General features: G+C 66.4%; 20 protein-coding genes. 14 read left to right on the top strand and 6 right to left on the bottom strand.

What is annotated here, in order from left to right:
* Positions 1-122 precede the first annotated feature (122 nt).
* Positions 123-728, bottom strand: a complete 606-nt coding sequence (locus JHD77_RS18480; protein ID WP_003102831.1) for a c-type cytochrome — start codon at positions 726-728, stop codon at positions 123-125.
* A 45-nt stretch (positions 729-773) separates the two neighbouring features.
* Positions 774-1,067, bottom strand: coding sequence for a c-type cytochrome (locus JHD77_RS18475; protein ID WP_003096979.1), 294 nt, complete (start codon positions 1,065-1,067; stop codon positions 774-776).
* Positions 1,068-1,250: 183 nt separating this feature from the next.
* Here JHD77_RS18475 and yihA point away from each other — a divergent pair, with 183 nt between their 5' ends.
* The gene (yihA, locus tag JHD77_RS18470) at positions 1,251-1,898 is read left to right on the top strand and encodes a ribosome biogenesis GTP-binding protein YihA/YsxC (protein ID WP_003161102.1); all 648 of its coding nucleotides are present in this window, start codon (positions 1,251-1,253) and stop codon (positions 1,896-1,898) included.
* A 263-nt stretch (positions 1,899-2,161) separates the two neighbouring features.
* Here the strand turns inward: yihA and polA are convergent, their stop codons facing one another.
* Positions 2,162-4,903, bottom strand: coding sequence for a DNA polymerase I (gene polA, locus JHD77_RS18465; protein ID WP_031756761.1), 2,742 nt, complete (start codon positions 4,901-4,903; stop codon positions 2,162-2,164).
* 77 nt (positions 4,904-4,980) lie between these two features.
* On the opposite strand from polA, the gene JHD77_RS18460 reads away from it, so the two are divergent.
* Together JHD77_RS18460 and JHD77_RS18455 are read left to right on the top strand one after the other, a co-directional pair.
* Positions 4,981-5,271 carry a DUF2782 domain-containing protein gene (locus tag JHD77_RS18460; protein WP_003096984.1) on the top strand — a complete coding sequence of 97 codons (291 nt, stop codon included), beginning with the start codon at positions 4,981-4,983 and terminating at the stop codon, positions 5,269-5,271.
* 33 nt (positions 5,272-5,304) lie between these two features.
* Positions 5,305-6,255, top strand: coding sequence for a homoserine kinase (locus JHD77_RS18455; protein ID WP_031756763.1), 951 nt, complete (start codon positions 5,305-5,307; stop codon positions 6,253-6,255).
* Positions 6,256-6,543: 288 nt separating this feature from the next.
* Here the strand turns inward: JHD77_RS18455 and JHD77_RS18450 are convergent, their stop codons facing one another.
* The 3 genes from JHD77_RS18450 to JHD77_RS18440 form a co-directional block, all read right to left on the bottom strand.
* On the bottom strand, positions 6,544-7,233 hold the full coding sequence (locus JHD77_RS18450; protein ID WP_003096987.1) for a TSCPD domain-containing protein: 690 nt from the start codon (positions 7,231-7,233) through the stop codon (positions 6,544-6,546).
* A 16-nt stretch (positions 7,234-7,249) separates the two neighbouring features.
* Positions 7,250-9,454: an adenosylcobalamin-dependent ribonucleoside-diphosphate reductase gene (locus JHD77_RS18445; RefSeq protein ID WP_191519381.1), complete on the bottom strand. Its 2,205-nt coding sequence runs from the start codon at positions 9,452-9,454 to the stop codon at positions 7,250-7,252.
* Positions 9,455-9,563: 109 nt separating this feature from the next.
* Positions 9,564-10,487, bottom strand: coding sequence for a zinc ABC transporter substrate-binding protein (locus JHD77_RS18440; protein WP_003099734.1), 924 nt, complete (start codon positions 10,485-10,487; stop codon positions 9,564-9,566).
* A gap of 69 nt (positions 10,488-10,556) precedes the next feature.
* Here JHD77_RS18440 and zur point away from each other — a divergent pair, with 69 nt between their 5' ends.
* From zur to JHD77_RS18385, 11 genes are all read left to right on the top strand, one after another.
* Positions 10,557-11,060: a zinc uptake transcriptional repressor Zur gene (gene zur / locus JHD77_RS18435; RefSeq protein WP_003096992.1), complete on the top strand. Its 504-nt coding sequence runs from the start codon at positions 10,557-10,559 to the stop codon at positions 11,058-11,060.
* Complete coding sequence (gene znuC, locus JHD77_RS18430) at positions 11,060-11,869, top strand: zinc ABC transporter ATP-binding protein ZnuC (RefSeq protein ID WP_003099732.1); 810 nt, start codon at positions 11,060-11,062, stop codon at positions 11,867-11,869. The genes zur and znuC overlap by 1 nt, the downstream gene beginning before the upstream one ends.
* Positions 11,862-12,650 carry a zinc ABC transporter permease subunit ZnuB gene (gene znuB, locus JHD77_RS18425; RefSeq protein ID WP_003096998.1) on the top strand — a complete coding sequence of 263 codons (789 nt, stop codon included), beginning with the start codon at positions 11,862-11,864 and terminating at the stop codon, positions 12,648-12,650. The genes znuC and znuB overlap by 8 nt, the downstream gene beginning before the upstream one ends.
* Positions 12,651-12,691: 41 nt before the next feature.
* Complete coding sequence (locus JHD77_RS18420) at positions 12,692-13,480, top strand: PA5502 family lipoprotein (protein ID WP_003122325.1); 789 nt, start codon at positions 12,692-12,694, stop codon at positions 13,478-13,480.
* A 188-nt stretch (positions 13,481-13,668) separates the two neighbouring features.
* A complete protein-coding gene (locus JHD77_RS18415) occupies positions 13,669-14,676 on the top strand; it encodes a methionine ABC transporter ATP-binding protein (protein ID WP_003097002.1) in 1,008 nt (335 codons plus the stop codon).
* On the top strand, positions 14,676-15,353 hold the full coding sequence (locus tag JHD77_RS18410) for a methionine ABC transporter permease (protein WP_003097004.1): 678 nt from the start codon (positions 14,676-14,678) through the stop codon (positions 15,351-15,353). Before JHD77_RS18415 ends, JHD77_RS18410 begins: the two co-directional genes overlap by 1 nt.
* 76 nt (positions 15,354-15,429) lie before the next feature.
* Positions 15,430-16,212, top strand: a complete 783-nt coding sequence (locus JHD77_RS18405; protein ID WP_003097007.1) for a MetQ/NlpA family ABC transporter substrate-binding protein — start codon at positions 15,430-15,432, stop codon at positions 16,210-16,212.
* A gap of 202 nt (positions 16,213-16,414) precedes the next feature.
* Entirely contained in the window at positions 16,415-17,272 is an 858-nt protein-coding gene (gene qapR / locus JHD77_RS18400; RefSeq protein WP_003099726.1) for a transcriptional repressor QapR, read from the top strand.
* Positions 17,273-17,276: 4 nt separating this feature from the next.
* Positions 17,277-17,930: an isochorismatase family cysteine hydrolase gene (locus JHD77_RS18395; RefSeq protein ID WP_003099724.1), complete on the top strand. Its 654-nt coding sequence runs from the start codon at positions 17,277-17,279 to the stop codon at positions 17,928-17,930.
* Entirely contained in the window at positions 17,927-19,258 is a 1,332-nt protein-coding gene (locus tag JHD77_RS18390; RefSeq protein ID WP_003099720.1) for a glutamine synthetase family protein, read from the top strand. Before JHD77_RS18395 ends, JHD77_RS18390 begins: the two co-directional genes overlap by 4 nt.
* A gap of 67 nt (positions 19,259-19,325) precedes the next feature.
* Entirely contained in the window at positions 19,326-19,994 is a 669-nt protein-coding gene (locus tag JHD77_RS18385) for an N-formylglutamate amidohydrolase (protein WP_074231497.1), read from the top strand.
* Positions 19,995-20,072 lie beyond the last annotated feature (78 nt).

Raw genomic sequence — 20,072 nt, 5'->3', positions numbered from 1 at the left:
GCCCGGTCAGTTCGACCGGGGGGAGCGGTCACGGGTTCCAGCATTGTAGCGATGGCGGACGCAAAAAAGGGCAGCCGAGGCCACCCTTTTTCATACATCTTTTTTGCCGTGCTACGCAGCGATCAGTGCAGACCCTGGATGTAGCTGGAAATCGCGGCGATGTCCTTGTTCGACAGCTTGGCGGCGATGGACTGCATGATCTTGGTGTCGCCGTCGTTGGTGCGGGTACCTTCGCGGAAGTCGGTCAGCTGCTTGGCCACGTAGGTCGCGTGCTGGCCGCCCAGGTGCGGGAAACCGGCGGTTGCGATGCCGACGCCGCTCGGGGAATGGCAACCGGTGCAGGCCGGCATGCCTTCGGCGATCTTGCCGCCGCGGAACAGCGCTTCGCCCTGGGCCACCAGGTTCGGATCGGCCATGCCGACGCTCATCTTCTGGCTGGCGAAGTAGGCGGCGATGTCGGCCAGGTCCTGGTCGCTGAGGTTGGTCAGCAGCCCGGTCATTTCCAGCACGGTACGCTTGCCGTCCTTGATGTCATGCATCTGCTTGAGCAGGTAACGCTCGCCCTGGCCGGCCAGTTTCGGGAAGTTCGGCGCCGGGCTGTTGCCATCCGCACCGTGACAGGCGCCGCACACCGCGGCTTTCGCCTGGCCCGCGGCGGCATCGCCAGCGGCATGGGCAAGGCCGGTCAGACCCAGGGTCAACAGCAGACTCACGAGAAGTTTGTTCATCAGCTAATCCAATTACGGCTAAGGGTGAAAGATAGTGGGCTTCGGCTACTTCTTCACCATCCACTGGATGGTTGCCTGGTAGTCTTCGGCACTGCAGTCGGTGCACAGGCCGCGGGGCGGCATGGCGTTGAATCCGTTGGTCACATGCTGGACCAGGGTCGGCATGCCCTTGGCCAGCCGCGGCTCCCAGGCGGCATGGTCGCCCTTTTTCGGCGCCATCGGCAGCTGGCCGTCGTGACACGCGCCACAGGTCCGGTTGAACACTGCTTCCGGGTCCTGCGCCGCCTGCGCCGTAACGGCCACCGCAACGACTGTCGCTGCGAGCAGCAGTTTCTTCATGATCGTCCTCATCAGGGGGAACGCCCGCGTTCTACCGCGCGGAAAATGCTCTGTCCGTTCCCGCGCGCGCTCGACCCTGGGGGATAAAGCGCACACAAAATCCGCGGCATTATATACTTCCGATACCGAAACGGAAACGAAACAGCCCCCCGCGACACCGAGTCGCACCCCTGTGGATAACCCATGTCAGAGAAGAACCCCATCGTCGGCCTGTGCCAGAAGGCCAGCTTTCTCATCAGTGCCGCCCAGGTCGACCAGTGCCCCCCCGACGAGGGCCTGGAAGTCGCTTTCGCCGGGCGCTCCAATGCCGGCAAGTCGAGCGCGCTGAACACCCTCACCCACGCCAACCTGGCGCGCACCTCGAAAACCCCGGGACGTACCCAACTGCTCAATTTCTTCGCCCTGGACGACTCGCGGCGCCTGGTGGACCTGCCCGGCTACGGCTACGCGAAGGTGCCGATCCCCCTGAAGCAGCACTGGCAGCGCCACCTGGAAGCCTACCTGAGCAGCCGCGCAAGCCTGGCCGGGGTGTTCCTGATGATGGACATCCGCCACCCGCTCACCGACTTCGACCGACTGATGCTGGATTGGGCACAGGCCAGCCAGCTGCCGATCCATGTGCTGATGACCAAGGCCGACAAGCTGGCCTTCGGCGCGGCCAAGAACGCCCTGCTCAAGGTACGCCGGGAAGTCCAGCAAGGCTGGGGCGACGTCGCCACCCTGCAACTGTTCTCCGCGCCCAAGCGCCAGGGCATCGACGAGGCGCAAATGGTCCTGGCGCAATGGCTGGGCCTGCTGGACGAGGAACAAGAGGCGTTCGAGGAAGCCTGAATTCCAGGCAAAAAAAACCCCGAGCTTCGTATGGGGAGGGGGAAGTTCGGGGTTCAAGTCCGGACCGCTAGGGCGGGGTCCAGGAATCTGCCAACACTAAACACTGCAAAGGAGCATCGAAGGGCTCAAGAAGCCATTCGTGTGTTCTGACTGTCGGCAAAACGGGAAAGTTCAGCGCACCGCGAAAAACTTTTCCACGGCACCCTCACCGGGCACTCCGGACCTGCTCGCAAGGCCCGCCACACGGGCCTCGCAACCGTTCATCAGTGGGCTTCGTCCCAGTTCGAACCGACACCCGCCTCGACCACCAGCGGTACGTCCAGGGTCGCCGCTCCGCTCATCAGCGGGCGGATTCCCTCGCACACCTGCTCGACCAGCTCCTCGCGCACTTCCAGCACCAGTTCGTCGTGCACCTGGAGGATCACCCGGGCATCGAGGCCGCTTTCCTGCAGCCAGTTATCCACAGCGACCATGGCGCGCTTCATGATGTCCGCCGCGGTGCCCTGCATCGGCGCGTTGATCGCGGTGCGCTCGGCGGCCTTGCGCATGGCGCCGTTCTTCGAATGGATCTCCGGCAGGTACAGGCGACGGCCGAACAGGGTTTCGACGAAGCCCTGCTCCGCGGCCTGGGCGCGGGTCCGTTCCATGTACGCCAGGACGCCGGGGTAGCGGGCGAAGTAACGGTCGATGTAGGCCTGGGCCTCCTTGCGCTCGACACCGATCTGCTTGGCCAGGCCGAAGGCGCTCATGCCGTAGATCAATCCGAAGTTGATCGCCTTGGCGCTGCGTCGCTGGTCGCCGCTGACGTCTTCCAGCGGCACGCCGAAGACTTCCGCCGCGGTGGCGCGGTGTACGTCCAGGTCGTGGCGGAAGGCATCCAGCAGGCCATCGTCCTTGGCCAGGTGGGCCATGATCCGCAGCTCGATCTGCGAGTAGTCCGCGGCCAATAGCTTGTAGCCCTGCGGCGCGACGAACGCCTGGCGGATGCGCCGGCCCTCCGCGGTACGGATCGGGATGTTCTGCAGGTTCGGGTCGCTCGACGACAGCCGCCCGGTAGCCGCCACCGCCTGGTGGTATGAGGTATGGATGCGTCCGGTACGCGGGTTGATCTGCTCGGGCAGGCGGTCGGTGTAGGTGCTCTTGAGCTTGCTCATGGAGCGGTACTGCATGATCACCTTGGGCAGCTCGAAGTCCTGCTCGGCCAGTTCGGCGAGCACCGCCTCGGCGGTGGACGGCTGGCCGGTCGCGGTCTTGCTCAGCACCGGCAGGCCGAGCTTGTCGTAGAGGATCGCGCCGAGCTGCTTGGGCGAGCCGAGGTTGAATTCCTGCCCCGCCAGGTCGTATGCCTGGCGCTCCAGGGCGACCATCTTCTCGCCCAGTTCGCGGCTCTGGATGCCCAGCAGGTTGGCGTCGACCAGCGCGCCGTTGCGCTCGATCCGCGCCAGCACCGGTACCAGCGGCATCTCGATATCGGTCAGGACCCTGGCCAGGGACGGGATCGCCTCCAGCTTCTGCCACAGGGCCTGGTGCAGGCGCAGGGTCACGTCGGCGTCCTCCGCCGCATAGGGCCCGGCCTGTTCGATGGCGATCTGGTCGAAGGTCAGTTGCTTGGCGCCCTTGCCGGCGATGTCCTCGAAACGGATGGTGCTGTGGCCGAGGTACTTCAGGGCCAGGCTGTCCATGTCGTGGCGAGTGGCGGTGGAGTCCAGCACATAGGACTCGAGCATGGTGTCGTAGGCTACGCCCCGCAGCGCGATGGGGGTGCTGGCATTGGCCAGGACATTGATGTCGTACTTGGCATGCTGGCCGACCTTGAGCCTCTTCGGATCCTCCAGCAGCGGTTTCAACGCACGCAGCACCGCGTCACGGTCCAGTTGCTCGGGAACGCCCATGTAGCTGTGGGCCAGCGGCACGTAGGCGGCCTCGCCCTCCTTCACGGCGAAGGACACCCCCACCACCTGCGCCTGCTGGGCGTCGATGCTGGTGGTCTCGGTATCGAAGGCGATCAGCTCGGCCTCCTCCAGCTTCTTCAGCCAGGCGTCGAACCCGGCCTGGTCGAGCACCACGTCGTAGTCGACCTCGGCCTGGATAGGCGTTTCCGCCTCGCCGTTCTCGCCGGCCTCCTTGGCCTCGCGCAGGAGGTCGTCCAGCCAGTTCTTGAACTCCAGCTCGCGGTACAGGGCGATCAGCGCTTCGCGCTGCGGCTCGCCGGGATACAGCTTGTCGATCTCCACGTCCAGTTCGACGTCGGTCTTGATGGTCGCCAACTGATAGGACAGGAACGCCTGCTCGCGATTTTCCTCGAGCTTCGCCGGCAAGCCCTTGGCGCCGCGGATCGGTAGCTCGGGCACCTTGTCCAGGCTGGCGTAGAGCACCTTCAGGCCGCCACCGACGCCGGTCAGCAGGCCCAGCGCGGTTTTCTCGCCGACGCCGGGAACGCCGGGGATGTTGTCGACCTTGTCGCCCATCAGGGCGAGGAAATCGATGATCAGCTCAGGACCGACGCCGAATTTCTCTTTCACGCCATCCACGTCGAGGCGGCTACCGGTCATGGTGTTGACCAGCGTAATGTGCCCGTCGACCAGTTGCGCCATGTCCTTGTCGCCGGTGGAAATCACCACCGGGCGGCCGGCCGCGGCGCTGCTGCGCGCCAGGGTGCCGATCACGTCGTCGGCCTCGACCCCCTCCACGCACAGCAGCGGCAGGCCGAGGGCGCGGACGCTGGCATGCAGCGGCTCGACCTGGACCCGCAGGTCGTCGGGCATCGACGGCCGGTTGGCCTTGTACTCGGCGAACAGCTCGTCGCGGAAGGTCGGGCCCTTGGCGTCGAAGACCACCGCGAACGGGCTGTCCGGGTACTGCTTGCGCAGGCTCAGGAGCATGTTCAGCACGCCCTTCACCGCACCGGTGGGCTTGCCGGTCGAAGTGGTCAGCGGCGGCAGGGCATGGAAGGCGCGGTACAGGTACGAGGAACCGTCCACCAGGACGAGGGGCGCTTGGCTCATGAGGGGAATCAACCTTTTCCGGAGACCAGGGCGTGTAGAATGAACCCTGGACGATTCGATAAAGGAGCAAGGTTACCATGCGTACGCTGAACCGCTTGATGCTCGCCGGACTGCTGGCGTTCGCCCCGCTCGTCGCGATGGCGGCGGACGACGACGCGCCTTCCGGCGAGCCCGACGTAACCATCCGCCAGGAGGGCGACAAGACCATCCAGGAATACCGCGTGAATGGCTTCCTCTACGCCATCAAGGTGGTTCCCAAGCATGGCAAACCCTATTTCCTGGTCCGCGCCGACGGCAGCGATGGCAACTTCATTCGCTCCGACCAGCCGGACAAGCTGATTCCACAATGGGAGATCTTCAGTTGGTGATGTGCACTTCCAACCTGGCGAGGCCGCGCTGACATGTCGGTGTTCACCCCACTCGAACGCTCGACCCTGGAAGCCTTCCTCGCCCCCTACGACCTGGGCCGCCTGCGGGATTTCCGTGGCATCGCCGAAGGCTCCGAGAACAGCAACTTCTTCGTCAGCCTGGAACACGGCGAGTTCGTCCTGACCCTGGTCGAGCGCGGCCCGGTGCAGGACCTGCCGTTCTTCATCGAACTGCTCGACGTGCTCCACGAGGACGGCCTGCCGGTGCCCTACGCCCTGCGCACCCGCGACGGCGAGGCCCTGCGCCGTCTCGAAGGCAAGCCGGCGCTGCTGCAACCGCGCCTGGCCGGCCGCCACGAGCAGCAGCCGAACGCCCACCACTGCCAGGAAGTGGGCGATCTGCTCGGCCACCTTCACGCCGCCACCCGCGGGCGCATCCTCGAACGCCCCAGCGACCGTGGTCTGCCCTGGATGCTGGAACAAGGTGCCAACCTCGCCCCGCGACTACCGGAACAGGCCCGCGCCCTGCTCGCCCCGGCCCTGGCGGAGATCGCCGCGCTGGATGCCGAGCGCCCTGCGCTGCCGCGCGCCAACCTGCATGCCGACCTGTTCCGCGACAACGTGCTGTTCGACGGCCCGCACCTGGCCGGTCTGATCGACTTCTACAATGCCTGCTCCGGCTGGATGCTCTACGACCTGGCGATCACCCTGAACGACTGGTGCTCCAATGCCGACGGCAGCCTGGACCCGGCCCGCGCCCGCGCCCTGCTCGCCGCCTACGCCAACCGCCGGCCGTTCACCGCGCTGGAAGCCGAGCACTGGCCGAGCATGCTGCGGGTCGCCTGCGTGCGCTTCTGGCTGTCGCGACTGATCGCCGCCGAGGCGTTCGCCGGACAGGACGTGCTGATCCATGATCCGGCGGAGTTCGAGATGCGCCTGGCGCAACGGCAGAACGTGGAGATTCATTTGCCGTTTGCGTTGTAGGCAGGAACCACAGGAGCACGGCCGTCCTGCGGCCGTTCGCCCTTCAAAAACCATGCGGTTCGGCGTCTTGGAGTGAGGCCGAGCCGACATCCTGTCGAGGCTTCGTCGTTCAGCCCACCCCCGGCCCGGCCATCCTGGCCGGTCGTTCGCCCTTCAAAACGCATGCGGTTCGGCGTCTTGGGTAAGGCCGAGCTGACATCCTGTCGAGGCTTCGTCGTTCAGCCCACCCCCGGCCCGGCCATCCTGGCCGGTCGTTCGCATTGAAAAACGCATGCGTTTTTCAAGTGCTCACCCACATTTCGAGTGTCCGCAGTTGAGGCAGGTGGCGCAGCCGTCCATCTGTACCACCGCCATGCTGTTGCACTTGCCGCACAGTTGCGCGCCGGCGGGGAAGCCTTCGCCCGGCTCGACCTTGCTGGTGCCCTGGGCGGCCTCGTAGGCGGCGCGTTTTTCCGCGAGGAAAAGGCGCTGTTCCTCGTCCAGTTCAGGGCCACGCAACAAGCCGATGGCCGTCAGGTGGCGCTCCAGCACGCCGCCGATCTCGGCGACGATGGAAGGCATGTAGATGCCGCCTTTCTTCAGGTAGCCCCCGCGCGGGTCGAATACCGCCTTGAGTTCCTCGACAAGGAAGGTACAGTCGCCGCCCTTGCGGAAAACCGCGGACATGATGCGGGTAAGTGCGACGATCCACTGGAAATGATCCATGTTCTTCGAGTTGATGAAGATCTCGAAGGGACGCCGCTGCTCGTGCGCCGTGCCCGCATTGAGGACCATGTCGTTGATGGTCACGTAGAGCGCGTGCTCGAACAGCGGCGACTTGATCTTGTAGGTGGCGCCGATCAGGGTATCCGGGCGCTCCAGGGTCTCGTCCATCTGCACCACCGACGCGGCTTCCGCGGCGGCGGCAAGGGCCTGCTCCTCGGCTTCGTTGACGACCTTGAAGCCCTTGATCTTCTGCGTGATCTTGACTGCTGACATATCGATTCCCCCGGCCTCAGTACTTGCCGTAATAGCCTTCTTTCAAGGCGTCGAAGAGGTTGGCGGCGGTATGGATCTCACCGTCGTACTCGACCTGCTCGTTGCCCTTGAACTCCACCACGCTGCCGTCCTCCAGTTCGAAGCGGTAGCGGGTCTTCTCCAGGTCGGACTCCTTGACCAGCACGCCCTGGAACGCCTCGGGATTGAAGCGGAAGGTGGTGCAGCCCTTGAGTCCCTGGTGCCAGGCGTAGCGGTAGATGTCCTTGAAGTCCTCGAACGGGTAGTCGGTGGGCACGTTGGCGGTCTTGGAGATCGACGAATCGACCCACTTCTGCGCCGCCGCCTGGATGTCCACGTGCTGCGCCGGGGTGACGCTGTCGGCGGTGATGAAGTAGTCCGGCAGGCGTCGCGCCGGGTCGTCGCTGTCCGGCAGGGCCTGGGCGTTGACCAGGGTCCGGTATGCCAGCAGCTCGTAGCTGTAGACCTCGACCTTTTCCTTGGTCTTGCGGCCTTCGCGGATAAGGTTGCGCGAATAATGGTGGGCGAAGCTCGGCTCGATGCCGTTGGAGGCGTTGTTCGCCAGGCTCAGGCTGATGGTCCCGGTCGGCGCGATGGAGCTGTGGTGGGTGAAGCGCGCGCCGGTTTCAGCCAACGCCTCGATCAGTTCCGGAGCATGTTCGGCGACCCGCTGCATGTAGCGGGAATACTTGGCGTGAAGCACGCTGCCGCGGATGCGGTCGCCGGCCTTATAGCCATCGGCGGCCATTTCCGGACGCTTGCGAAGCATTTCCGCAGTGACTTCGTAGTCCTGCGCCAGGATCGGCGCCGGGCCCTTCTCCCTGGCCAGCTCCAGGGCCACTTCCCAGCCCACCAGGGCCATTTCCCGCGCCACTTCCTCGGTGAATACGCAGGCCTCGGGACTGCCGTAGCGCAGCTTGAGCAGGGTCAGGGTCGAGCCCAGGCCGAGGAAGCCCATGCCATGCCGGCGCTTGCCAAGGATTTCCTGGCGTTGCTGTTCCAGCGGCAGGCCGTTGATTTCCACCACGTTGTCGAGCATCCGGGTAAACACCCGCACCACTTCGCGGAAACGGTCCCAGTCGAAGCGCGCCTCGTCGCCAAATGGCTGCTCGACGAAGCAGGTGAGGTTGACCGAGCCGAGCAGACACGAGCCGTACGGCGGCAGAGGCTGCTCGCCGCAGGGGTTGGTGGCGCGAATCGCCTCGCACCACCAGTTGTTGTTCAGTTCGTTGACCCGGTCGATGAGGATGAAGCCCGGCTCCGCATAGTCGTAGGTGGAGACCATGATCATGTCCCACAGGTGGCGGGCGCGGACCTGGCCGTAGACCTTGCAGGCGACCAGCCCGTCGGCGCGCTGGACGTAGTCGTCCTGGATCGGCCATTCGCGCCAGACCACCGCGTTGGGGTCGTCGAGGTCGATCTCGTCGCGCTCCTTCACGTGCACCGGGAATACCAGCGGCCAGTCGGCGTCCTGTTCCACCGCCTGCATGAACTGGTCGGTGATCAGCAGGCTCAGGTTGAACTGGCGCAAGCGCCCGTCCTCGCGCTTGGCGCGGATGAATTCGCGGACGTCCGGGTGGCTGACATCGAAGGTGCCCATCTGCGCGCCGCGGCGGCCGCCGGCGGAGCTGACGGTGAAGCACATCTTGTCGTAGATGTCCATGAACGACAGCGACCCGCTGGTGTAGGCACCGGCACCGGAAACGTAGGCGCCGCGCGGGCGCAGGGTGCTGAACTCATAGCCGATGCCGCAGCCGGCCTTGAGCGTCAGGCCGGCCTCGTGGACTTTCTCGAGGATGTTGTCCATGGAGTCCTGGATGGTCCCGGACACCGTGCAGTTGATGGTCGAGGTGGCCGGCTTGTGCCCCAGGGCGCCGGCATTGGAAATGATCCGGCCGGCCGGGATGGCGCCGTTGCGCAGGGCCCAGAGGAAGCGCCCGTACCAGTGTTCGCGGGAGGCCTTGTCCTCGACATCGGCAAGGGCGCGGGCGACGCGTTGCCAGGTACCGTCGACGCTGGCATCCACCGGCGTACCGTCCTTGCTCTTGAGCCGGTACTTCTTGTCCCAGATATCCTGCGACGCGTCCTGCAGGGCGATGGTCCCGCGTTCGGTGCGGGGACTGCGTGCGTCTGTCTTGGCCATCCGCTGATTAACCTCCCGATGGTTGTTGGGGCGTCCGAAGCCGGCCACCGTACGCAACATCTAGTTATCCGTACCTGACGGGAATCAATATCTTGTGTCAGGCAGCAACAGACAACCTTAGTCATCGGGACGCCGCGCGCAAGAGGGCGCGGCCATCAGTCACGGGTTTTCAGAGCTTTTCCAGACAGCCGGCAAATTCGCCTGCCAGGTTGTTCAGAAGATTCTCATAGCCGTTGGCGTCCACGCTCACGTTCACGCCCAGGTCGTCCAGTTCGGCCAGGCGCACCGGCAGGCCTTCGCTGAGGGTGTCGGCCAGCCGCGGTCGAAGCGGCGGCTCGCTGAAGATGCAGGCCGGACCGGCGGCCTTCAGCTGGGCGCGCATGGCGGCGACATGGCGTGCTCCCGGCTGGACCTCCGCGGATACCGCGAACACGCCGGTATGGCGCAATCCGTAGGCTTCCTCGAAATAGTCGAAGGCTTCATGGAAGACGAAGAAAGGCTTGCCGGCAAGCTTGCCCAGGCGTTCGCGGAGTTTGCCGTCGAGCCCGCCGAGGCGCTCCTCGAAGGCCTTCAGGTTGGCCCGGTAGCGCCCGGCGTTGGCCGGGTCGACCTGGGCCAGGTCCTCGGCCATCCGCGCGGCGATGGTGCGGGCGTTGGCCGGCAACAGCCAGAGGTGGGCGTCGAGCATGCCGGGACGATGGTCATGGTCGTGCTCGTCGTGCCCGGCATGCTCCTCTTCCTCGAAATTGACGAACTTGCGCAGGTGCATGCCCGGCAGGTCCTGCACCGCGACGCTGGCGCCCTGGCGGCCGGCGAGCACCTTGGGCAGGAAGTTTTCCAGGTCCGGGCCGATCCAGTAGAACAATTGCACCTCGCGCAGCCGCCGTACGTCGGAAGGACGCAGGGCGTACTGGTGCGGCGAGGCGCCCGGCGGCAGCAGTACGTCCGGCTGGCCGACGCCGTCCTGGATGGCCGCGGCGACCAGTTGCAGCGGTTTGATGCTGGTCAGCACGCTGACCTCGGCGCGCGCCGGCGAAGCCAGCAGGAACAGGGCGAAGCAGGCGGACAGCAGGGCAAAGGGACGCAGGGTCACGGCGGCACTCACATGAAAGGTGGTTAGCGGGTAATATAATAACGTCTCTACCCTCGAGCGTCGCAGCCCATGTACAAGATTGCGCCCAAGACCCCGCTGGCCTGCCAGCCCCATGACCACAGCCAGTGCGTCAGCACCGCGCTGGCCGAGGCCGATGCGCTGTGCGCGCGCCAGGGCGTACGCCTGACCGAATTGCGGCGGCGCGTGCTGGAGCTGGTCTGGCAGAGCCACAAGCCGCTGGGGGCCTACGATATCCTCGCGGTGCTCAGCGAAACCGACGGCCGCCGCGCCGCGCCGCCGACCGTCTACCGCGCGCTGGACTTCCTCCAGGAGAACGGCCTGGTGCACCGCATCGCCTCGCTCAACGCGTTCGTCGGCTGCAACAACCCGGAGCACAGCCACCAGGGCCAGTTCCTCATCTGCCGCACCTGCCACACCGCGATCGAGCTGGAACAGCCGGATATCAGCCGGGCCATCGTCGCCGGAGCGAACAGCGTCGGCTTCGCCGTTGAAAGCCAGACCGTCGAGGTGGTCGGCCTCTGCGGCACCTGCCGGGACCAGAAGGACGCCTGATGGACAACGCGCTGGTGCGGCTGACCCAGGTCGGCGTGTCCTTCAACGGCCAGGCGGTGCTGAGCGATGTCGACCTGGCCATCGAGCCCGGCCAGATCGTCACCCTGATCGGCCCCAACGGCGCCGGCAAGACCACCCTGGTACGCAGCGTGCTCGGCCTGCTCAAGCCGCACGTCGGCGAGGTCTGGCGACGGCCGCGGCTGACCATCGGCTACATGCCGCAGAAACTCCACGTCGACGCCACCCTGCCGCTCAGCGTACTGCGCTTCCTCCGCCTGGTACCCGGGGTCAGGCGCGAGCAGGCGCTGGCGGCGTTGCGCGAGGTCGGCGCGGCGCACGTGCTGGAGCGCCCGCTGCAAAGCATTTCCGGTGGCGAACTGCAACGCGTGCTGCTGGCCCGCGCTCTGCTGCGCAAGCCCGAGCTACTGGTGCTCGACGAGCCGGTGCAGGGCGTCGACGTCGCCGGCCAGGCCGAACTCTACCGCCTCATCGGCAAACTGCGCGACCGCTACGGCTGCGGTGTGCTGATGGTCTCCCACGACCTGCACCTGGTGATGAGCGCCACCGACCAGGTGGTCTGCCTGAACCGCCATGTCTGCTGCTCAGGGCACCCCGAGCAGGTCAGCGGCGACCCGGCCTTCGTCGAGCTGTTCGGCCAGGACGCTCGCAGCCTGGCGATCTACCACCACCATCACGACCACGCCCACGACCTCCACGGCGAGGTGGTCAAGGCCGGTCCCGGCGCCTTGCCTCCAGGCACCCGCTTCACTCCTGTCCACAAGCACGGCCCCGACTGCAACCATGGCTGACTTCCTGCTCAACGCCCTCCTCGCCGGCCTCGCCCTGGCCCTGGTGGCTGGCCCCCTGGGCTCCTTCGTGGTCTGGCGGCGGATGGCCTATTTCGGCGATACCCTGTCCCACGCCGCACTGCTCGGGGTAGCCCTGGGTTTCCTCCTCGATGTCAGCCCGACCCTGGCTGTGACCGTCGGCTGCGTGCTGCTCGCAGTGCTGCTGGTGACCCTGCAGCAGCGCCAGCCGCTGGCCGCCGACACCCTGCTGGGCATCCTCGCCCACAGCACCCTGTCGCTGGGCCTGGTCACCCTGAGCTTCATGAAGGAAGTGCGGGTCGACCTGATGGCTTACCTGTTCGGCGATCTGCTGGCGGTAAGCGCCAGCGACCTGCTGTGGATAATCGCCGGCAGCGCGCTGGTCCTGGCACTGATCTGCTTCCTCTGGCGGCCGCTGCTGGCGATCACCGTGCACGAGGAACTGGCGAAGGTGGAAGGCCTGCCGGTCGGAGCGATCCGCCTGGCGCTGATGTTGCTGATCGCCATCGTCATCGCCGTGGCAATGAAGATCGTCGGCGTACTGCTGATCACCTCGCTGCTGATCATTCCCGCCGCCGCCGCCCAGCGCCATGCCCGCAGTCCCGAGCAGATGGCGGTCGGCGCCAGCCTGCTGGGACTGGTCGCGGTGTGCGCCGGCCTGGCCCTGTCCTGGTTCAAGGATACCCCCGCCGGCCCCTCAATCGTGGTCAGCGCCGCCGGCCTGTTCCTGCTGAGTTTTGTCCTGCCCCGTCGCACGGTGTAGAATCTGGCGATTTTTTGACCAAACGAGAACCCGCAGGAATGATGTCGTCCTTCTTTCGCCTGCTGTCCGTCCTGGCGGCGGCGCTGCTGGTCAGCGCCTGCCAGGGCAATGCGTCGTCGCAACCGACGCCGGTGGTCGCGCCCCAGGCGCAGCCCGCCGATCCCTATGCCGAACTGCAGCAAACCCTGGCCGCCGGCAAGCTCGAACAGGCCGAGCAACAATGGCTGGCCCTGCGCAGCGCAGCCGCCGGCGACGAGCGCGTCGAAGCGTTCCGCCGCCAGTTGGCCGAGGCCTACATGCAGCGCGGGGAAACCGCGCTGCGTCAAGGAGACCTCAACACCGCCACCAGCGCCCTCGGCCATGCCCGCGGACTGATGCCCAAAGCGCCGGCGCTGACCGCCGGGCTGGACGGTGCGATCAACCGCGCCAAGGTCGATCCCGCCCGCGCCGAGCAGGCCCGACGCATGCAGCAGGCGGCCCAGCAGCAGATGCAGCAGATCATCCAGACGCCGCCCGGCGGCGAGCTGAAGCCGCTGCCCGGCGCTCCCCACCTGATCGATCCGCAAGCGGCCAGCAGCGCCGTGCCCCTGCCGATGCTCGACGGCACCGGCCAGGGCGGCCTCGGTGCGGTGCTCGACGCGGTGGCCGCGGATGTCGTCGCCTACCGTTGCAGGGTGCATATCGAAGTGCGCCGGGACAGCGACTATCCGCTGGTTTCCGACCAGCTCCTGGCGCGGGTGAAGAAGCTCTCACCCGATTTCGACCTGCATCTCAGCCATGTCGTACAGGCCGACAAGCCAACCCGATTGATACTTACCCCCCGGAATTGAGACCGGTCCTGCCCCGGCCGCAGCAGAAAGCGCTTGTCGGGAGCGCACCAGACGCTTATTCCATTTCAATGATTTTTCATCACCAATAAATATTAATAATGCATAAGAAAGCAAGGTAAAATGCTCGGTTTAGCTGACCGCCCGTGCTCCAGCCGTAACAGCATCGCCGCACCCACAAGGTTCGCCCAGTGATCGAATTCCACGACGTCCACAAGACCTATCGAGTTGCCGGTCGGGAAATCCCCGCCTTGCAACCGACCCGCCTGAACATCCAGGCCGGGCAGATTTTCGGCCTGATCGGCCATTCCGGTGCCGGCAAGAGCACCCTGCTGCGCCTGATCAACCGCCTCGAGGAGCCCAGCGGCGGCCGCATCCTGGTCGAGGGCGAAGACGTCACCGCCCTCGACGCCGAAGGCCTGCGCCGTTTCCGCCAGCGCGTCGGGATGATCTTCCAGCACTTCAACCTGCTGTCCTCGAAGACCGTCGCCGACAACATCGCCATGCCCCTGCGCCTGGCCGGCGGCTTCAGCCGTGCCGAAGTCGATGCGCGGGTCTCCGAGCTGCTCGCGCGGGTCGGCCTGTCCGACCACGCGCGCAAGTATCCGGCCCAGCTCTCCGGCGGACAGAAACAGCGCGTCGGCATCGCTCGCGCCCTGGCCTGCCGGCCGAGCATCCTGCTCTGCGACGAGGCCACCAGCGCCCTCGATCCGCAGACCACCGCCTCGGTCCTGCAACTGCTGGCGGAAATCAATCGCGAGCTGAAGCTGACCATCGTCCTCATCACCCACGAGATGGACGTGATCCGCCGTGTCTGCGACCAGGTCGCGGTCATGGACGGCGGCGCCATCGTCGAGCAGGGCGATGTCGCCGATGTCTTCCTCCATCCGCAGCACCCGACCACCCGCCGCTTCGTGTTCGAGGCCGAACGAGTCGACGAGGACGAGCGCCACGACGATTTCGCCCACGTGCCGGGTCTCATCCTGCGCCTGACCTTCCGCGGCGAAGCCACCTATGCGCCGCTGCTGGGCACCGTGGCGCGGCAGACCGGGGTCGACTACAGCATCCTTTCCGGACGCATCGACCGCATCAAGGACACGCCCTACGGCCAGTTGACCCTGGCCCTGGTCGGCGGTGACCTGGAAGCCGCCATGAGCCAGTTGAACGCCGCTGACGTACATGTGGAGGTACTGCGCTGATGGACTTCTTCGAAACCATGAGCTTCGCCAACATCGACTGGTACGAAATCTGGCTGGCCAGCGTCGACACCTTCTGGATGCTCGGCGGTTCGCTGCTGTTCACAGTGGTCCTCGGCCTGCCCCTCGGCGTCCTGCTGTTCCTTACCGGGCCACGGCAGATGTTCGAGCAGAAGGCGGTCTACACCCTGCTCTCGCTAGTGGTGAACATCCTCCGTTCGTTGCCGTTCATCATCCTGCTGATCGTGATGATCCCGCTGACCGTACTGATCACCGGTACCTCGCTGGGCGTCGCCGGGGCCATCCCGCCGCTGGTGGTGGGCGCCACGCCGTTCTTCGCGCGCCTGGTGGAAACCGCGCTGCGCGAGGTCGACAAGGGCATCATCGAGGCAACCCAGGCGATGGGCGCCAGCACCCGGCAGATCATCTGGAACGCCCTGCTGCCGGAAGCCCGGCCGGGCATCATCGCCGCCATCACCGTCACCGCCATCACCCTGGTCTCGTACACCGCGATGGCCGGAGTGGTCGGCGCCGGCGGGCTGGGCGACCTGGCGATCCGCTTCGGCTATCAGCGCTTCCAGACCGACGTGATGGTGGTCACCGTGGTGATGCTGCTGATCCTCGTCCAGATTCTGCAAACCGTGGGCGACAAGCTGGTGGTGCACTTCTCGCGCAAGTAAGCTTGCCGGCCAAGCCCAAAACCCTGAGCGCCGCGGTTATCCACAGCCGCCAGGAACACCTCGAAAGGAGTTGAAGATGAAAAAACTGCTTGCTGCTTTCTCCGCTGTCGCGGCGCTCGGCCTCACCGCCGCCCAGGCCGCCGAGTCCCTCACCGTCGCGGCCACCCCGGTGCCGCACGCGGAGATCCTCAACGTGGTCAAGCCGCTGCTGGCCAAGGAAGGCGTGGACCTGAAGATCAAGGAGTTCACCGACTACGTGCAGCCGAACGTGCAGGTCTCGGAAAAGCGCCTGGACGCCAACTTCTTCCAGCACCAGCCGTACCTCGATGAGTTCAACAAGGCCAAGGGCACCGACCTGGTCGCCGTGACCGGCGTACACATCGAGCCGCTGGGCGCCTACTCGAGCAAGTACAAGAAGCTCGACGAACTGCCTTCCGGCGCTACCGTGGTGATCCCCAACGACGCCACCAACGGCGGCCGCGCCCTGCTCCTGCTGGACAAGGCCGGGGTGATCAAGCTCAAGGACAACAAGAGCATCACCGCCACGCCGAAGGACATCGTCGACAATCCGAAGAACATCAAGATCCGCGAACTGGAAGCCGCGACCCTGCCGCGCGTGCTGACCCAGGTCGACATGGCGCTGATCAATACCAACTACGCCCTGGAAGCCAAGCTGAACCCGACCAAGGATGCGCTGGCCATCGAAGGCAGCGACTCGCCCTACGTGAACATCCTCGTCGCGCGGCCGGACAACAAGGACAGCGACGCCATGCAGAAGCTGGCCAAGGCCCTGCACAGCGCCGAGGTCAAGCAGTTCATCCAGGAGAAATACAAAGGCGCGGTGGTACCGGCGTTCTGAGCCAAGCCGCGTAACCGCCCCTGGAAAAAGCCCGGTCTTCGACCGGGCTTTTTCGTTTCCGTCCCCGCCGTACGTCTGCCTGCCGTACCACAACAGAGGTCATTCGGCCGTTTGCGGGAAATGTAGTGAAAAAAACATTCCGTCACATATTGAACAATCTGAAAAATTCACTACACAATCGACCCACCTTCGAGGATGCCCCATGCAAGAACTAAAACAACGCCTGGCCTCCCCGCCCGCCGAACTGACGCCCGCGGAGCGCAAGGTGGTGCGTGCCCTGCTCGATGACTACCCGCGCCTCGGCCTCGGTCCGATGACGCGCCTGGCCCGGCACGCCGGAGTCAGCGACCCGACGATCATGCGCCTGGTGAAAAAGCTCGGCTTCGCCGGCTACGGCGACTTCCAGGAAGCGCTGCTGGCCGACGTCGACGACCGCCTGCGCTCGCCGCGCACCCTGCTCGCCGAACGCCGCGAGCGGATGGGCCGCGACGACACCTGGGCGCGCTACCTCGACCAGGCTGGCCAGAGCCTGCAACAGACCCTCGGCCTGACCCGCCCCGATGACATCCAGCGCCTCGCCGACTGGCTGCTCGACAGCCGCCTGCGCGTGCACTGCCACGGCGGACGCTTCAGCCGTTTCCTCGCCGGCTACCTGGTCACCCATCTGCGCCTGCTGCGCCCGCAGTGCCGATTGCTCGACGACGGCGCCCTGCTCCCCGACCAGCTCTACGACCTCGGCCGCCAGGACCTGCTGGTCCTGTTCGACTATCGCCGCTACCAGAGCCAGGCCCAGCACGTGGCCCAAGCCGCCAAGGCACGCGGCACACGGCTGGTGCTGTTCACCGACATCTACGCCTCGCCGCTGCGCGAACACGCCGACCTGATCGTCAGTTCGCCAGTGGAATCCGCCTCGCCCTTCGACTCGCTGGTGCCGGCCATGGCCCAGGTCGAGGCACTGGTAGCGACCCTGGTGGCGCGCATGGGCGCGCCGCTCGACGAACGCCTGGAGGGCATCGACCAGCTCCGCAACGCGTTCAGCAGTCATATTCTGGAGGAATGACCCGATGTTCAGTCTGCCCCACCACTCGCCGCGCGACCTGCCATTCGGCCGCCGGCAGACCGCCATCCTGTTCGTCGACATGCAGCGTGCCTGGGTCGAGCCGGGGCGCGACCCGCACGTCGATCCGCAGGCAGCCGGTTACTTCTACGAGCGCGTGCAGAACCAGGTGATCCCCAACCAGCAGCGCCTGCTCAGGGCCATGCGCGCAGTGGACGAGAACGTCCTGCACACCGTCATCGAGAGCCTCACCGCCGATGGTCGCGACCGCTCGCTGGATCACAAGCTGTCGGAGATGCACCTGCCCAAGGGCAGCCCGGACGCCAGGGTGATCGACGCCCTGGAGCCGACCGCCAACGAGATCGTGCTGCCGAAGACTTCTTCCGGCGTTTTCAACTCCACCGCCATCGACTACGTACTGCGCAACCTCGGCACCCGCCACCTGATCGTCTGCGGGGTGGTCACCGACCAGTGCGTGGACATGGCCGTGCGCGATGCCGCCGACCGCGGTTACCTGGTCACCCTGGTCGAGGATGCCTGCGCCACCCATACCCCGGAACGCCACCAGGCCTGCCTGGAAGCGATCAAGGGCTACTGCTGGATCAGCGACACCGAGACCGTCCTGCAACGCATCGCCGCCCTCGGCCGGAGCAACCTGTGAACCGCCTGCAGCCGGTACGCCTGGTCAGCTTCGTCACCACCGACCTGGCCGGCATCACCCGCGGGCGTTCGCTGCCCCTGGCGACCCTGGAGGAGCAATTGGCCAGCGGTTGCGGCTGGGTACCGGCGAACAGCTCGCTGACCCCGCAGGACCTGATCGACGAGAGCAGCCCCTGGGGCAGCCACGGCGACCTGCGCCTGCTGCCCGACCCGAACAGCCGGGTGCGCGTCGAGCAGGGTCCCGACGCCGCTGCGCCGGCGCTCGACTACCTGCACGGCAACCTGGTGGAAACCGACGGCACGCCGTGGCCGGCCTGCCCGCGCAGCCTGCTGCGGGCCGAGGTGGAACGCTATCGCGACAGCGGCCTGCAGGTCATCGCGGCGTTCGAACACGAATTCAGCCTGCTCGGCCTGCCCGGTGAGCGTCCGGCCGCGGCGTTTTCGCTGCAGGCCCAGCGTGCCGCCGGGCAGTTCCCCGGCTGGCTGGTCAGCGCCCTGGCCCAGGCTGGCACCGAGCCGGAGATGTTCCTCCCCGAATACGGCCAGCGCCAGTACGAGGTCACCTGCCGCCCGGCGCAGGGCGTGGCCGCCGCCGACCGCGCGGTGAACGTCCGCGAGGTCACTCGCGAAGTGGCGCGGCAGATGGGCCTGCGTACCTGCTTCGCACCGCTGCCGGCCCCCGGCGCGGTGACCAACGGGGTGCACCTGCACCTGAGCCTGCAACATGCCGACGGCAGCCCGCTGCTGTACGAGCCCGGTCGACCCAACGATCTCTCCGAACTCGGCGAGCACTGGGCCGCCGGCGTGCTCGCGCACCTGCCAGCGCTGTGCGCGCTGACCGCGCCTACCGCCGCCTCCTACCTGCGCCTGAAACCCCACCACTGGAGCGCCGCCTACGCCTGCCTGGGACTGCGCAACCGCGAAGCGGCGCTGCGCATCTGCCCGGTGGTGAGCGTCGGCGGCAAGCCGCTGGGCAAGCAGTACAACCTGGAATTCCGGCCGATGGACGCCACCGCCTGTCCGCACCTGGCGATGGCCGCGGTGCTGATCGCCGGCCGCCTGGGCATCGAACGACGCCTGCCGCTGCGCGCCCTGGCCGATGTCGATCCGCACGGCCTCAGCGACGAAGAGCGCCAGGCCCGCGGCATCCAGGCCCTGCCGGCGACCCTCGGCGATGCGCTCGACTGCCTGCAACGCGACGAGGCGCTCTGTGCCGAGCTGCCAAAGCCGCTGCTGGACACCTACCTCGCCATGAAGCGCCACGAACTGGCGCTGACGGCGGGCCTTTCCGACGACGACCTGTGCCGCCACTATGCCGAGCTCTACTGACAACCCCGAACTCGGCATCTACCAGCTGCCGCCCTACCACCTGCTCAATCCCCAAGGGCGCAGCCCGGTGGTCCTGGTCTGCGAGCATGCCAGCCGGCACATTCCGCTGGAGTTGCAGCGCCTCGGCCTGGACCAGGCCGCGGCGGAAGAACACATCGCCTGGGATATCGGCGCCCTGGCGCTGGCCGAAGAGCTTTCCCGGCGGCTCGACGCGCCATTGCTGGCGGCCGGCTACTCGCGCCTGCTGATCGACCTGAACCGACCGCTGGAGGCACCCGACAGCATTCCGCCGCACAGCGAGATCTACCCGGTTCCCGGCAACCGCGAGCTGTCCGAGACGGTGCGCCGCTATCGCCAGGATTGCCTGTTCCATCCGTTCCACCAGCGCCTGACGCAACTGCTCGACGAGCGCCAGGCCGCCGGCGTGCCGACCCGCGTGGTCGGCGTGCACAGTTTTACCCCGGTGTACCACGGCAGACCCCGCCCGCTGGTTGCCGGGGTGCTTTATCGCAACGCCGGCGCCTACGCCGGGCGCATCCTCGACGGTTTGCGCCGGCACGGCCTGGAAGTCGCCGGCAACCAGCCCTATGCGATCGACCCGGCGGAAGACACTACCGTTCCGGTGCATGGCGACGCACGCGGTCTGGAAGCGGTGCTGCTGGAGATCCGCAACGATGGATTGCGCACGCCGGATGCGGTGTACGCCTGGGCCGAGCGTCTGTATCCCTGGCTCTGATGCGATGACCGGCGCCGCCGGTCGCCAATAACGAGAAAGAGGCCCGCTTCGCGTGCGGCGCCGATAACGACAATACGC

The sequence above is a fragment of the Pseudomonas sp. P20 genome, assembly GCF_016463925.1.
In the GTDB taxonomy this organism is placed as follows: domain Bacteria; phylum Pseudomonadota; class Gammaproteobacteria; order Pseudomonadales; family Pseudomonadaceae; genus Pseudomonas; species Pseudomonas aeruginosa.
Note: the sequence above shows the minus strand (reverse complement) of the source record. Positions and strands in the feature narration are given on the sequence as shown.

What these genes read in the sequence shown, in the direction of transcription:
- JHD77_RS18480 (WP_003102831.1), bottom strand. Translation starts at nt 728, where the DNA reads ATGAACAAACTTCTCGTGAGTCTGCTGTTGACCCTGGGTCTGACCGGC.
- JHD77_RS18475 (WP_003096979.1), bottom strand. Translation starts at nt 1,067, where the DNA reads ATGAAGAAACTGCTGCTCGCAGCGACAGTCGTTGCGGTGGCCGTTACG.
- yihA (WP_003161102.1), top strand. Translation starts at nt 1,251, where the DNA reads ATGTCAGAGAAGAACCCCATCGTCGGCCTGTGCCAGAAGGCCAGCTTT.
- polA (WP_031756761.1), bottom strand. Translation starts at nt 4,903, where the DNA reads ATGAGCCAAGCGCCCCTCGTCCTGGTGGACGGTTCCTCGTACCTGTAC.
- JHD77_RS18460 (WP_003096984.1), top strand. Translation starts at nt 4,981, where the DNA reads ATGCGTACGCTGAACCGCTTGATGCTCGCCGGACTGCTGGCGTTCGCC.
- JHD77_RS18455 (WP_031756763.1), top strand. Translation starts at nt 5,305, where the DNA reads ATGTCGGTGTTCACCCCACTCGAACGCTCGACCCTGGAAGCCTTCCTC.
- JHD77_RS18450 (WP_003096987.1), bottom strand. Translation starts at nt 7,233, where the DNA reads ATGTCAGCAGTCAAGATCACGCAGAAGATCAAGGGCTTCAAGGTCGTC.
- JHD77_RS18445 (WP_191519381.1), bottom strand. Translation starts at nt 9,454, where the DNA reads ATGTTGCGTACGGTGGCCGGCTTCGGACGCCCCAACAACCATCGGGAG.
- zur (WP_003096992.1), top strand. Translation starts at nt 10,557, where the DNA reads ATGTACAAGATTGCGCCCAAGACCCCGCTGGCCTGCCAGCCCCATGAC.
- znuC (WP_003099732.1), top strand. Translation starts at nt 11,060, where the DNA reads ATGGACAACGCGCTGGTGCGGCTGACCCAGGTCGGCGTGTCCTTCAAC.
- znuB (WP_003096998.1), top strand. Translation starts at nt 11,862, where the DNA reads ATGGCTGACTTCCTGCTCAACGCCCTCCTCGCCGGCCTCGCCCTGGCC.
- JHD77_RS18420 (WP_003122325.1), top strand. Translation starts at nt 12,692, where the DNA reads ATGTCGTCCTTCTTTCGCCTGCTGTCCGTCCTGGCGGCGGCGCTGCTG.
- JHD77_RS18410 (WP_003097004.1), top strand. Translation starts at nt 14,676, where the DNA reads ATGGACTTCTTCGAAACCATGAGCTTCGCCAACATCGACTGGTACGAA.
- JHD77_RS18405 (WP_003097007.1), top strand. Translation starts at nt 15,430, where the DNA reads ATGAAAAAACTGCTTGCTGCTTTCTCCGCTGTCGCGGCGCTCGGCCTC.
- qapR (WP_003099726.1), top strand. Translation starts at nt 16,415, where the DNA reads ATGCAAGAACTAAAACAACGCCTGGCCTCCCCGCCCGCCGAACTGACG.
- JHD77_RS18395 (WP_003099724.1), top strand. Translation starts at nt 17,277, where the DNA reads ATGTTCAGTCTGCCCCACCACTCGCCGCGCGACCTGCCATTCGGCCGC.